Source organism: Bradyrhizobium sp. SZCCHNR1043 (genome assembly GCF_032489675.1).
GTDB lineage: Bacteria > Pseudomonadota > Alphaproteobacteria > Rhizobiales > Xanthobacteraceae > Bradyrhizobium.
Map to the genome: position 1 here is coordinate 1 of NZ_JAUEYN010000016.1, position 12,899 is coordinate 12,899.

Below are 12,899 nucleotides of genomic sequence, written 5' to 3' on the forward strand. Positions count from 1 at the left end.
GCGCGAAAACCATGGTGTTACCTTTGAAACATTGTCCGCCGAAGTCTTCTCGTCCGATCCCAGAACCAAAAGCCGAAGCTCTCAATCCCGAGACCCGCAAGGACTCCGCCGTCCACGTTTCTCTTTCTTCATCTTCACTTGTCAAACAGCCCGCACTTGTTAGTTCGCTTGAACTAATTAGTGCAACTTCTCTGGTCTCTTTCGCCGTCGAAGTCCCCGTTGCCGGGGCGCTTCACATAGCTGATTTTGAGAGACCGTCAAGAGCTTTTCTGAAGAAAAACTCAGGAGCCAGTCGGAAGAAAAAACACCAAAGAAAGCAACGTTGGTCCCGAAAGTCGGGGGCCTCAGTCATCAGTGATGTCCGGCTGGCGTGGTGGTGAGATAGTGCGGCGCCGCATCCCGTGCAAGAACTTTTTGCGACGGCTGTGCAGAAATGTGGATAGCGCTGTCGCCCCCCACGCTCGGACCCGTCACACGCCGTTTCCGTTCCATTTTGAAACGGTTGGCGCGCGCAGCGTCAGGAATTGCTCGTGTGCGGTTGCACCAGCGCACGATACGAGTGCGGCATCCGCATGCGGGACGAGATCTTTCCGCCGGACGACGTTGGTCGGATGGAAGCTGTCGAGATTGCTGGTGTCGATGTCGACGGTCTCGATCCCCTCCCCCGCCTGCGACGATCGCCTCACGGCGCGGAAACGCTGATGTATCCGGACCGAACACGCCGCTGAGCCCGGGATCGAAATTCGCGGCGTCGCACACATTCGCGAATGCGAAGTAGGCGTTGTTCTCACCACCGCGAACACGGAGGTGAGGCCAGTGCTGCAGATCGGCACCGGCCGGGATGCGTCTTGCGATAGGTTGAGAGGGTGCCGTCCGGAATTGGCCCGGCCTCGGCCGGATCGGTCAGCCCTGTTGCCGCAAGTTCCGGAAACACCACTGGCAGCGCCGCGCCCCCCTCGTCCGACGCCGGCGCGAGACGGCGTCAACGCGATCGCGGCGGAGTGCTGCGTGCTGGAGCCGTCAGGAAGCGATCGAGCTCGACGATCGCTTCGGCCTCGCGGGCGCGCCGCAGCTGCCTGGCCTGCTCGATGCCCGGCGGCAGACGTTTCGCCCTGTCTCGCGCCTCGCGCGCCATCTCTAGCAACCGCTCACCCAACGACATCGTCTGCTTGACACGCCGACGCCGTTTCTTCCGACCTTCTACTTCCATGCGGGTTTGCATCCAGTTTCATTGATGCGCACCGACAACTCTAGATCAGGAGATGCCGGGCGCATCAACATAAGTGAATCGGCCGCGACCACCCTAGTCCGGGCGGCAGAGCAGCAGCGGCCGGCCGCGCCGGGAGCATCGAGGCTAGCTGCAGCGCCGGCCCGCTCTCGTATCATTTGATATGCGATACACAGGTCTTCCGGCAGGCCTCTGCAAAGGCCGCTCGAGAAGTTCGAACGCTCGATCCGATGCCCCACGCAACGCCATGCGACGCGTAATCAAGCCGTTTCGATCGTTTGAGCGTTCCAAATCCGAGACCAACGCCGCCGCTCAGGATTGCGTGAACTTGATGGTCGACACCGGCCAGCGCCCGTCATGACCGCGAAGGGTGATGCGCAATCCATGCAGCTCATCAAGATACACCTGCTCCACGGTTCCGGCCTTGCCGTCGCTCAAGGCCACGCATTTGCCGATCAGCTCGGTCTGGACGTGCTCGAACTCGCACAGAATGGTGAAGGCTCGCGTCTTGGCAACCATGAGGGACCGGTGTGTGGGCTGATGGAGCCGCAACGCTGCGGAGACAGGTCGGCTGGCAGATAGATCGGCTCATCCCCCTCCCGGGTCAACCGCTCATCAAGAGATCGTGCACACCGTGCAGACGGCATGCACGACCTGTTCAGCGGCACTCGAAATTCGCTGCATCCTCGAGGCTGCCGCTGCCCTTGGAGGTCAGCACCTTCGGGAACGCGCAGAGATCGCGCGTGCGCCCGGGCCGTGGTACATCGGCCGCACGCCGCGCGGTGGCGTGGATCGCCTCAGGCGCCGCGGCCGTGCCCTCCGCCCATTGGTCCAGAGCGGTCAGCAAGTGAAACTGATTGGTGGCGGGTCCGCCGCCGCAATGGTTCATGCCGGGAACCAGGAACAGCCACGCGACCCGGCAAGCGGCACGCGATAGGCCCGGCGCGCCCGCGATGACGCCGTCGAACAACTCGGGGAAGCGCTGCCCCAGAGGCGGTCACGCCCGCGGGTGCCGGCGGTGCCAGTTGCACGCCGCCCGCGGCGACGAACTCGGCCGTGACGACGCGCCCGCTGTCGGCGAAGCCTTGCGCGAGCGCGGCGCAACTCGCCTTGAAATCCTGCGCATGGACGGAGGCCACAGCCGACGATGTCAGTACCAGCGCGGCCAGCGTCGTGATCCGGATCGCCGTCAATCTCGTCCTCCCCACGTGCGGGCCACGGCCCGTCCTGCGCCGTCATTGATCCGCGGCGCGCAGCGGCCGTGCGCATCCACGCGATTGAAAACCATAGGCGAAGCGTGCCATCTGGTCGGCTCAAGACAGCGTCGAGGACATCATGGCTGCGGACATCCGGTTGAATGCGTTTGCGATGAACTGCGTCGGGCACCAATCGCCCGGCCTGTGGCGGCATCCGCGCGACCGCTCCTCCGACTACAATCGCCTGCCCTATTGGCTCGACCTCGCCAAGACCTTGGAGCGCGGCCGCTTCGATGGACTGTTTCTCGCCGACGTACTCGGCGTCTACGACGTCTATGGCGGCAACCCCGACGCGGCGCTCCGCCACGCCATCCAGGTGCCCGTCAATGATCCGATGATGCTGATCTCGGCAATGGCCGCCGTGACCGAGCATCTCGGCTTCGGCGTCACCTGCACGCTGTCCTATGAGCCGCCCTACCCGTTCGCGCGGCGGATGTCGACGCTCGATCATCTCACCGAGGGCCGCATCGGCTGGAACGTCGTCACCGGCTATCTCGACAGCGCCGCACGCGGCATGGGCAGGGAGCGCCAGACCGCGCATGACGACCGCTACGACGTCGCCGACGAGTACATGGAGGTCGTCTACAAGCTGTGGGAAGGCAGCTGGGAGGACGACGCCGTCAAGCGCGACCGGACCAGCGGCGTGTTCACCGATCCCACGAAGGTTCACCGCGTCAGCCATCGCGGCGAGAACTACCAGCTCGACGCCATCCATCTCTGCGAGCCGTCGCCGCAGCGGACGCCGGTGCTTTATCAAGCCGGCACCTCGCCGCGCGGCCGCGTGTTCGCCGGCCGCCATGCCGAATGCGTGTTCATGTCCGGCCCGTCGGCCAAGATCATCGCGCCGCGCGTCGCCGCCATCCGCCAGGCCGCCGCCGACGCGGGTCGCGCCGGCAGCGACATCGTCATCTTCAGCATCGCCACCGTCGTGCTCGGCGAGACCGATGCGGCGGCCGAGGCGAAGTTTGCCGACTACCGCCGCTACATCGACCACGAGGCGTCGCTGACCCTGATGTCGGGCTGGACCGGCGTCGACTTCTCGACCTACGACCTCGACCAGCAGGTCCGCCACGTGCTCAACGATGCCGGCCGCAGCGCCATGGACAACGTCACGCGCGCCGATCCGGACCGGGTGTGGACCGTGCGCGAGGTTGCCGAGCATGTCGGCATCGGCGGCATCGGCCCGGTGTTCGTCGGCGGGCCTGCGAAGGTCGCCGATCTCGTCGAGAGTTGGATCGAGCAGACGGGCGTCGACGGCCTCAACCTCGCCTTTGCGCTGTCGCCGGAGAGTTTTGCCGATGTCACCGACATGCTGGTGCCGGAGCTGACCCGACGCGGCCGCTACAAGAAGGCCTACCAGCCGGGAACGCTACGCGAGAAGATGTTCGGCCGCGCCCGGCTCGCGGCACCGCATCCGGCGGCGAGCTACCGGCCGTAATGCTGCTGGCACTCAGCCCGACAGACGCGACAGCAGCACAGCCACCGCTGCCTCGATCGGCTTGATGATCGGCACGGCGAATTGCCGCTGCAACTGATCGGCGGCCTGCGCCAGCGGCCCGCCGCCGATGATCACGGCCTCGGCGCCGTCCTCGGCAATACAGGCGCGCGTGGCGTCAGCCAGGGCGGCAGCAAGCCGCGCCGGATCGGTGGCGAGCGCGGCCGGGGCGCCCTCGGTCAGCCGCGTCCCGGTGAACTGCGCCGACAGCCCGAGTTTCTCTGCAAGGCCTGCGATGCTCACGACCAGCGCCGGCGTCACCGTGGCGACGCCGAAGCGCCGCCCGCTTTGCGCGGCCTCGCGCATCGACGCCTCGCCGATCCCGACCACCGGCAGCGGGCAGAGCTTGCGCAGCTCCGCGGCGCCGGGATCGCCGAACGCCGCGACGATGATGCCATCGCAAGCATCGCGATGCGCGCGGCCGATATCGACCACTTCCGCCGACGATGCGGCCAGCGCCTCGGCATCCACGATCATGGCCGGCGCCCGCGTCGCGGTCGCGCCGACCACCTCGGCCCGGCCGGCGCAACAGGCGGCCGCAATCGACACCATCATCGCGGTGGTCGCGGCCGAGCTGTTGGGATTGATCAAGAGGATGCGAGGCATGCAGGTCGGTCGCTCATGATGACGGGACTCTCCTCGTGAACAATCGTCGGCCAAACGTCAACTCCAGGCACATTCGCCTATGAGGGTGGCGGGCATCGCCGTTCGTCGCCGGCCGCTCACACGATCCGCATCGACAATTCGACTTCGTCGCCGAACGGCACCGACAGATAGCCGTTGGCCGGCGAACGGACGTAGGCGAGGTAGTCGGGGCTGTGGTCGGCATTGTCAGCGACGATGAACGCGCCGGCGCTGAGCCGGCTCTCGAGCAGCGCCAGGATATCGCCATACAGCGGCTTGGCGCCGTCGAGCAGCACGAGATCGATGGTCTCCGGCAGATCGGCGCTCAGCGTCTGCAGCGCATCGCCCTGGCGGACCTCCACCAGATCGGCCAGGCCGCCCTCCGCGAGGTTGGCACGGGCACGGGCGACCTTGGACGGCTCGAACTCCGTGGTGATCAGCCGCCCGCCGCCATTGTCACGCAGCGCCGCGGCGAGGAACAGCGTCGAGATGCCGAACGACGTGCCGAATTCGACGATCGATCGCGCACTGACGCCGCGCGCCAGCATGTAGAGCAGCACGCCGGTGTCGCGCGACACGGGCAACGGAAAGTCCTTGAGCTGCGTGTAGAGCTCGACATGGCCGGACCTGCTGCGCATCAGTTGCGCGCCCCGTTCGGCCATGCCGGCGAAGATCGGGCTCGTCTCCGGCCGCAGCAACGTGGCCTCGGCAAGCAGGCGATCCAGCAGCGGCGCTACCGGCTGAGTGGTCAGGGTGATCATTGATATTCTCCGTGTTCTCGATGCGTGTCGTTTGCGTCGAAGTCAGAATACGAATAATCATTCGCATTCGCTAATCGCATTTCGGAACGCTCCATGGCCCTGGTTCGAAAAGCCCCGATTTCCCTGCGAAAACTGCCGAAACAGGCACGCTCGGCCGACCTCGTCGCGGCCATTCTGCAGGCGGCTGTTCAGGTTTTGACGAAGGAAGGCGCGCAACGCTTCACCACTGCGCGCGTCGCCGAGAAGGCCGGCGTCAGCGTCGGCTCGCTCTATCAGTATTTTCCGAACAAGGCGGCGATCCTGTTCAGGCTGCAGAGCGACGAGTGGCAGCAGACGACGGAACTGCTGCACGGCATTCTGGAGGACACGCGCCGTCCGCCTTTGACGCGATTGCGCGCACTCGTTCACGCGTTCCTGCAATCGGAGTGCGACGAAGCCGCGGTGCGCGGCGCGCTCGACGACGCCGCCCCGCTCTACCGCGATGCGCCCGAAGCGCGCCGGGCCAAGGCCAGTGGCCGCCACGCCATGCTCGCCTTCATGCACGAGGTGCTGCCTGGTGCTGGAGAGGCCGAGCACGCGCGGACAGCAGACCTGATCAAGACGACGCTCAGCCAGGTCGGCAAGCACTTCTCGGAGACGCCGCGCAGCCGGGCCGAGATATCGGCCTATGCCGATGCGATGGCCGACATGTTCTGTGCGTACCTCTCCACCGCGAACAAGCCTCACAGACGCAAGGCCGGGTAGTCCCGCAGCCGGCGCGTCCCCGCCTCTCCTTAGCGCGATACTTCTTAGGTGTTTGCGCAAGGACGGCGGACAGGATTGCACTTGTTTGTTCGCACGTCGAGGTTTGCGAGTACGGCGAAGCTGAAAATCCACTTGGGCGGGAAGTTTCCTGCCTCGGGATCGCGCAGCCATCCTACAAGGAACTGTTTCCGCATCACGTGAAAGCGTACGAAAGTCGGCTCAAAGAGTGACATTCGTCCGCTTCTGCCCATCCCGGGCCTTTCGGTCGAAGCTTGCGACGTCGGTTCTAGGGGTTCAACCGGAAGTAGGCCGTCGGACGGCGGCTTTGACCCAAAGCGAACGATCACGCTGCACCGGCAGAGTGCGTGGAGCGGCGTCACATTTGGGTGGATCAGAGGGGCTAACCTCTGACGCCGGGACCGCCGTTGCGCTGGGGCTTGGGCGCACAGTTGTTGTTCTCGGAGGTAGGTTCGCACTTCAAGACGTGGTCCTTGACGAAACCTCGGATCGTGCCGCCCGCCCGCCTCAGGATGCCGGGGTCGGACGGGGTGTAGGTCTGGTCGCATTTCGACATTACCGAGGCGACCTTCGTCATCTCGTTGCTCGCGCCGATCTGCACCGACTCCTTGCCGCAGCTGCCGGAATTGATCTGCTTGAGCAGTTCGATTCGCTTTCTCCCGAGGGCGAGAATGGGCCCGCACTGCTCACGCTCGCTGGCCCTCTGCCACAGACCCTTCAGCCTGTCGTCGTGAGCCTGCAGCGAGGCGATGTTTCCCGCCTTGCAGGCCCGATCGGGGGCGTCGGCCACCGTATCGGAGGCGCGCGAACGGGCGCTCGCCGGCGCCGGCCCGATCCGAGTCGCGGTGGCCGTGCCGGTCGACATCGACTTGCCGTCGGGCGCCAGCGTGTAGTTCCAGGTGCCGAGGCTGTTGGTGTAGGTGAGGACGTTGCCCGAGCAGGTCCAGGTGCCCTGCACGCAGGCGGGATGTTCGCTGCACAGCGCGCGGCCGTCGGCCTTCACCGAACCGCGGTTGCCACTGCCGGAATGCCGCCACTCGCCGACGAACTTGGAGGCACAGCTGGCGGGCGGCGCGGCTAACGCCGGGGTGGCGAGGGTAGCGAAAATCAGGGAAGCCGCAATCAACGATCTCATCAATATGTCTCCTTTGGAATGCGGCAGCAATCCTACAGACCGGCGTCGGCGCGGCAAGGCCGACCGCCTGCCTTTTCCCCGACATGAGTCGAGGCAACCCCGCGATAGCTGCGGGTTCTCCAACCATGCAGGCGTCGTCGGTGTGGGCGGCGGCTTCACCAACGTGCTGCGCAATGTAAACACGGCGCATGGCGACAAAGATTGTCACCATTCAGCTGATCGAGTGGACGTCCTGAGGAATGTGCTTGGCGACGACGAGTTGCCGCCTCCATTGCCATGTCCGCCCGTGGCCCGGGCTCGGACTACCCGGTCTACGCTTGGGATGCCCGCAATGGGCTGAGTGCGAACGCCGCTGACTCGGTCGCGGAGGCTTGCTTTAGTCACGGGCTGTCCTCCCGAATGCGCTTGCTCCGCGGCTCCTGCCCCCAATGGCTGCCGATTTGTCGCACCGCGCAAGTCGGAGGCCTCAGGCCAAATCCGCTCATGAGCTCCCGCGCTTCATCTCGGCCGGCAGATGCAAGGCCGTTCGATCGGACAACCCGCCCAAACCTCTGCGGAGAGTTACTAAGACGTAGATGGCCGGGACGAGGCCCGGCCATGACGTGGAGGCAGAGGGGCTCAAGCTGATTGTCATATGCCAAAGCTCCAGGTCTTGCGTGACGAGCCTATTGCTTCTCCTCGCGCTTGCGCGACGGAACGAAATTCGCCCGCGTTCTCAAGCTGATTTGCCCTGTCCAGTCCTCCTGCGAAAAACATTCTTGTTTCTTTTTTTCGGAATTTGTGGTTGTATCACCCTATCCCGCCCGATCGAGAGGGGCGCTTCGCGAACGTCACGAAACGTTGGTGCGGGATGCGATGGCCGGTTCTCGTCGCAGCGTGCGTCAAGCGCGCGGACGAACGATGGGAGCCGGACGGCGAAATCGCGTGGTCCTGATACTCCGACGCTAGTATCAAGTTCGCGAAGATGCTTGCGTGTCTCGCGGATGACGGTGGCCAGAAAGCCCGGCGCACCGGGGAGATCGCGTATAAGCCGTAAGCCCATTGCGCAGGGAAGGCCGGATGTCCGGCTGATCCTGTGGTAACCGCCGCGTGCTTCCTTTTTTGCACGCGGGCCATGGGTGTCAGTCGACGCCCGGCCTTCCCTGTGCCCTCTCTCGATGGAGGGACGAACGGCAGACACATCTCGGACGCCCTGCGCGTCGCGAGGATGCGAGCGGCTGTCTCGTCAGATCTCGCGCGCCAAGAAAACAAAACCTCTCGCGGCACGGGCACATGAGAAACTTTCATCTCCATATGAACATATCTGCAAAATTGCGCAGGGCTCACGATCCTGCGAATGATCCTGGACAATTGCATGCAACCGCCTGTTTGGGAGATTGCCGAATGACACCGTCCTTCAGCGGCCTGCGCCGCGCGCGGCCCTTGCATCTCGCCCGTCGCGGCGTCCTGATGATGGCCGCGGCCCTGCTCGGTGCGCTCGCCACGTCGCAAGCCGACGCAGCCGAGACGCTGCGCATCGGCTATCAGAGATCCTCGACCCTGATCGCCCTCCTCAAGACCAATGGCGAGCTGGAGAAGGCGCTGGCGCCGCTCGGCATCAAGGTGTCGTGGCACGAATTCTCCAGCGGCCTGCCGCTGCTGGAAGCGATCAACATCGGAAGCATCGATGTCGGCGCCGATGTCGCCGATACCGTCCCGGTGTTCGCGCAGGCCGCGGGCGCGAGGCTCGCTTATGTCGCCGAGGAGGCCGCCTCGCCGTCGGCGCAGGCGATCCTCGTGGCAACGGCTTCGCCGGCCAAGACGCTCGGTGAGCTGAAAGGCAGGAAGATCGCGGTGACCAAGGGCGCCGGCAGCCACTATCTGCTGCTCGCCGCGCTCACCAAAGCGGGTCTCACCTTCAAGGACATCACCCCCGCCTATCTGCCGCCCGCCGACGGCAGAACCGCCTTCGTCAGCAGCAACGTCGACGCCTGGGTCGCGTGGGATCCGTTCCTGACCAGCACCCTCCGCCAGTCAGGGGCGCGCGTGCTCGCCGACGGCAGCGACGGGCTTGCCAGCTACAAGCGCTACTATCTCGCATCCGCCGACTACGCCGCCGGGCACGGCGACGCCCTCAACGTCATCTATGGCAAGCTCGTCGAAACCGGCAAATGGGTGAAGGCCAATCCGGGCGCCGCGGCGAGCCAGCTCGCAGCGCTCTGGGGCATCGATGCCGCCACCGTCGAGGAGGCCAACAGCCACCGCTCCTACCAGGTCGGCGCGGTCACCGCGGCCGGCCTCTCGGAGCAGCAGAAGATCGCGGACGCTTTCCTTGCGGAGCGCGTGCTGCCGGTGAAGGTGGATACATCTGCGTTGGCGATCTGGACTCCCAAAGCGCCGTGAGCCACGCAGAGGCGAGGATCGTGCTCCGCAGCGACGCGCGGCACGAGGCCCGATGACGAGTCTGAACGAAGGAGACCCCCGTGACTGCCCATCTTCCCCCGCCGACCGACCGCGTCACCGAGCATCCGGCGCATCGCATCTTCGTCGATCGCTGGTCGCCGCGCGGCTTCAGCGACGAGGCGCTTCCGGAGACGGAGCTCCTGACCTTCATCGAGGCGGCACGCTGGGCGCCCTCCTCCTACAATTCGCAGCCCTGGCGCTTTCTCTACGCGCTGCGCGGCTCGGCCGAGTTCGACACCTTCCTGGCGCCGCTGGTCGAGTTCAACCGCGGCTGGGCGCAGCATGCCGCGGCGATCGTCTACGTGCTGTCGAAGAAGACCTTCATCCCGGCGGGCAAGACCGAGCCGGCACCGACGCGCACGCATTCCTTCGATGCCGGCGCGGCCTGGGCCAATTTCGCCAACCAGGCGGCGGTGTCCGGCTGGATCACCCACGGCATGAGCGGCTTCGACGTCGCCGCCGCACAGACAGCGCTCGGGGTGCCCGACGGTTTCGCCGTGGAGATCGCGATCGCGGTCGGCCGCAAGGGCGATGGCGAGAAGCTGCCGGCCATGCTCAAGGAGCGCGAGAAGCCGAGCGCACGCCTGTCCATCGCCGAGATCGCCTCGGCCGGCCTGTTCCCGCAGCGCTTCGGCGGCTGATCGATGTCGCAGGGGCGGCGCACCGCGCCGCTCCTGACTGACGGCGAAATCTGTGGCAGAAGATGCGATCTGCTTGAGGAGAGTTGATCCGCATGCCGCCGCCGAAACCGCCCGCCTTCGAGACCCTGAGCCTGCACGCGGGCCAGCACCCGGATCCCGCGACCGGCGCCCGCGCGGTGCCGATCTATCAGACCACGTCCTACGTGTTCGACGACACCGAGCACGCCGCGGCGCTGTTCAATCTCGAACGCGCCGGCCACATCTATACCCGCATCTCCAACCCGACCACGGCCGTGCTCGAGGAGCGGCTCGCCGCGCTCGAAGGCGGCGTCGGTGCCGTCTGCACCGCGAGCGGCCAGGCGGCGCTGCATCTGGCCATCGCCACGCTCCTGAATGCGGGCGATCACATCGTGGCCTCCTCCTCGCTCTATGGCGGCACCATCAACCTGCTCGCGCACACGCTGCCGCGCTTCGGCATCACCACGAGCTTCGTCAAGCCCAGGGATCACGACGGTTTCCGCGCCGCGATCAAGCCGAACACGCGGCTCCTGATCGGCGAGACATTGGGCAATCCCGGTCTGGAGGTGCTGGACATCCCCAAGGTCTCGGCGATCGCGCATGCGGCCGGCGTGCCGCTCCTGATCGACAACACCTTCGCGACGCCCTATCTCAGCCAGCCGATCGCCCAAGGCGCCGACATCGTGATGCACTCTGCGACCAAGTGGCTCGGCGGCCATGGCATCGCGATCGGCGGCGCGATCATCGATGGCGGCCGGTTCGACTGGCGCGCGTCCGGCAAGTTCCCGCAGCTCACCGAGCCCTATGCCGGCTATCACGGGATCGTCTTCGACGAGCAGTTCGGCGCGGCCGCCTTCATCATGCGCGCGCGGACCGAAGGCCTGCGCGATTTCGGCGCCTGCCTGTCGCCGACCAACGCGTTCCATCTGCTGCAGGGCGTCGAGACGCTGCATCTGCGCATGGAGCGGCACGTCGCCAACACCCGCGCCGTGCTGGAGGCGCTGACTGCCAACAAGGCCGTCGACTGGGTGCTGCATCCTTCGCTCGAGACCCATCCGGACCATGCGCTCGCCAAGGAGCTGTTGCCGCGCGGCGCCGGCTCGATCATCTCGTTCGGCATCAAGGGCGGACGTCCCGCGGGGCGCAAGTTCATCGAGAGCCTGAAGCTGATCAGCCATCTCGCCAATGTCGGCGATGCCAAGACGCTGGTGATCCACCCCGCCTCGACCACGCATCAGCAGATGGACGCAGCCCAGCTCGCTGCGGCCGGAATCGGCGAGGAGCTGATCCGGCTCTCGGTCGGCATCGAGGCGGCCAGCGACATCATCGACGATCTCGGACAGGCGCTGCGCGCCTCGCAGAAGGTGTGAGCCATGCAGCTGTCGATCGGAGATCACGAGGTCTTCGCCGCCACGGGCGGCCGCGACTTCGATTCGTCCCTGCCCGCCGTCGTCTTCATCCATGGCGCCGGCTTCGATCATTCGGTCTGGGCGCTGCACAGTCGCTGGTTCGCCCATCATGGCTTTGCCGTGCTGGCGCCCGATCTGCCGGGCCATGGCCGCTCGGCGGGACCGTCGCTGCCGACCATCGCTGCGATGGCCGATTGGATCGTCGCGCTTTTGCAGGCGGTGAACGCGAAGCCCGCTCACCTGATCGGCCATTCGATGGGCTCGCTGATCGCGCTGGATGCCGCGGCACGCCATCCCGATCGCGTGTCGGCGCTGAGCCTGATCGGCACCGCGGCGACGATGACGGTCGGGCCTGACCTCCTGAAGGCCGCCGAAGCCAACGATCACGCCGCCATCGACATGGTCTCGATCTGGGGCCTCGGTTTTGCCGCCGAGCTCGGCGGCAGCCGCGCGCCGGGCTTGTGGATGCATGGCTGCGCGCAGGCGACCTTGGAACGCTGCGCGCCCGACGTGCTGTTCAACGATCTCTCGGCCTGCAACGAGTACCAGGATGCGCTGGCATCGGCGGCCAGGATCAAGGTGCCGACGCGGCTGATCCTCGGCGAGAAGGACATGATGACACCGCTGAAGGCCGGCAAGGCGCTGGCGGCTGCGATTGCGCAATCGCGCACGACCGTCCTGCCCGGCGCGGGACATACGATGATGACAGAATGCCCGGATGCGCTGCTCGATGCGCTGATCGAATAGCTTGCGGTCACGGTTCCGGTCGCCGACCCCAGCGACGCAGAACGCGACCGAGCCGCAGCAGGTGCAATATCGCCACTGGCGCGGCGGTTACGGTCCTCGCCACGGCTATTACGGCCATCGCCACGGCTATGGTGCGGGTGCCGCCGCCCTCGGCGGCCTCGCGGCCGGCGCGATCATCGGGGGCGCCATCGCCGACAGCCGCGCCGAGGCCGCCAACGCCCAGGCCTATTGCGCCCAGCGGTTCCGGTCCTACGACCCGGGCTCCGGCACCTATCTCGGCAATGACGGCCTGCGCCATTCCTGCCCGTAACGACACCAAGGTCGATGCCCCCCCCGGCATCGACCGCCGCCTGGACCAATGGCGCGTGACAAAACGTCCGC

General features: G+C 66.0%; 14 protein-coding genes and 1 pseudogene. 8 read left to right on the plus strand and 7 right to left on the minus strand.

Annotated elements, in window-relative coordinates; genetic code table 11:
- A partial coding sequence (locus tag QX039_RS26260) for a hypothetical protein (protein ID WP_315739727.1) occupies positions 1 to 380 on the plus strand: 380 nt, incomplete at its 5' end.
- Between the two features lie 137 nt (positions 381 to 517).
- Here the strand turns inward: QX039_RS26260 and QX039_RS26265 are convergent.
- From QX039_RS26265 to QX039_RS26280, 4 genes and pseudogenes are all read right to left on the minus strand, one after another.
- A pseudogene (locus QX039_RS26265) lies at positions 518 to 843 on the minus strand (amidohydrolase); the annotation flags it as partial.
- A 139-nt stretch (positions 844 to 982) separates the two neighbouring features.
- Complete coding sequence (locus tag QX039_RS26270) at positions 983 to 1,210, minus strand: hypothetical protein (protein ID WP_315739926.1); 228 nt, start codon at positions 1,208 to 1,210, stop codon at positions 983 to 985.
- 330 nt (positions 1,211 to 1,540) lie between these two features.
- Positions 1,541 to 1,747 (minus strand): PRC-barrel domain containing protein, encoded by a 207-nt coding sequence (locus QX039_RS26275; RefSeq protein ID WP_315739728.1) that lies wholly within the window; start codon positions 1,745 to 1,747, stop codon positions 1,541 to 1,543.
- Between the two features lie 139 nt (positions 1,748 to 1,886).
- A complete protein-coding gene (locus QX039_RS26280; protein WP_315739729.1) occupies positions 1,887 to 2,198 on the minus strand; it encodes a tannase/feruloyl esterase family alpha/beta hydrolase in 312 nt (103 codons plus the stop codon).
- Between the two features lie 365 nt (positions 2,199 to 2,563).
- On the opposite strand from QX039_RS26280, the gene QX039_RS26285 reads away from it, so the two are divergent.
- Entirely contained in the window at positions 2,564 to 3,922 is a 1,359-nt protein-coding gene (locus QX039_RS26285) for an LLM class flavin-dependent oxidoreductase (RefSeq protein WP_315739730.1), read from the plus strand.
- A 12-nt stretch (positions 3,923 to 3,934) separates the two neighbouring features.
- Here the strand turns inward: QX039_RS26285 and QX039_RS26290 are convergent, their stop codons facing one another.
- A complete protein-coding gene (locus QX039_RS26290; protein ID WP_315739731.1) occupies positions 3,935 to 4,585 on the minus strand; it encodes an aspartate/glutamate racemase family protein in 651 nt (216 codons plus the stop codon).
- A 116-nt stretch (positions 4,586 to 4,701) separates the two neighbouring features.
- On the minus strand, positions 4,702 to 5,364 hold the full coding sequence (locus QX039_RS26295; RefSeq protein WP_315739732.1) for an O-methyltransferase: 663 nt from the start codon (positions 5,362 to 5,364) through the stop codon (positions 4,702 to 4,704).
- Between the two features lie 93 nt (positions 5,365 to 5,457).
- Between QX039_RS26295 and QX039_RS26300 the strand changes: the two genes are divergently transcribed.
- Positions 5,458 to 6,108 carry a TetR family transcriptional regulator gene (locus tag QX039_RS26300; protein ID WP_315739733.1) on the plus strand — a complete coding sequence of 217 codons (651 nt, stop codon included), beginning with the start codon at positions 5,458 to 5,460 and terminating at the stop codon, positions 6,106 to 6,108.
- Between the two features lie 400 nt (positions 6,109 to 6,508).
- Here QX039_RS26300 and QX039_RS26305 read toward each other — a convergent pair whose 3' ends face one another.
- Positions 6,509 to 7,261 carry a hypothetical protein gene (locus QX039_RS26305; protein ID WP_315739734.1) on the minus strand — a complete coding sequence of 251 codons (753 nt, stop codon included), beginning with the start codon at positions 7,259 to 7,261 and terminating at the stop codon, positions 6,509 to 6,511.
- 1,452 nt (positions 7,262 to 8,713) lie between these two features.
- Here QX039_RS26305 and QX039_RS26310 point away from each other — a divergent pair.
- The 5 genes from QX039_RS26310 (at position 8,714) to QX039_RS26330 (ending at position 12,828) form a co-directional block, all read left to right on the plus strand.
- A complete protein-coding gene (locus tag QX039_RS26310; protein ID WP_315739927.1) occupies positions 8,714 to 9,643 on the plus strand; it encodes an aliphatic sulfonate ABC transporter substrate-binding protein in 930 nt (309 codons plus the stop codon).
- A gap of 80 nt (positions 9,644 to 9,723) precedes the next feature.
- Positions 9,724 to 10,344, plus strand: a complete 621-nt coding sequence (locus tag QX039_RS26315; RefSeq protein WP_315739735.1) for a nitroreductase family protein — start codon at positions 9,724 to 9,726, stop codon at positions 10,342 to 10,344.
- 92 nt (positions 10,345 to 10,436) lie between these two features.
- On the plus strand, positions 10,437 to 11,732 hold the full coding sequence (locus tag QX039_RS26320; RefSeq protein ID WP_315739736.1) for an O-acetylhomoserine aminocarboxypropyltransferase: 1,296 nt from the start codon (positions 10,437 to 10,439) through the stop codon (positions 11,730 to 11,732).
- Positions 11,733 to 11,735: 3 nt separating this feature from the next.
- On the plus strand, positions 11,736 to 12,518 hold the full coding sequence (locus tag QX039_RS26325; RefSeq protein ID WP_315739738.1) for an alpha/beta hydrolase: 783 nt from the start codon (positions 11,736 to 11,738) through the stop codon (positions 12,516 to 12,518).
- A gap of 1 nt (position 12,519) precedes the next feature.
- Positions 12,520 to 12,828: a BA14K family protein gene (locus QX039_RS26330; RefSeq protein ID WP_315739739.1), complete on the plus strand. Its 309-nt coding sequence runs from the start codon at positions 12,520 to 12,522 to the stop codon at positions 12,826 to 12,828.
- The last annotated feature ends 71 nt before the right edge of the window (positions 12,829 to 12,899 follow it).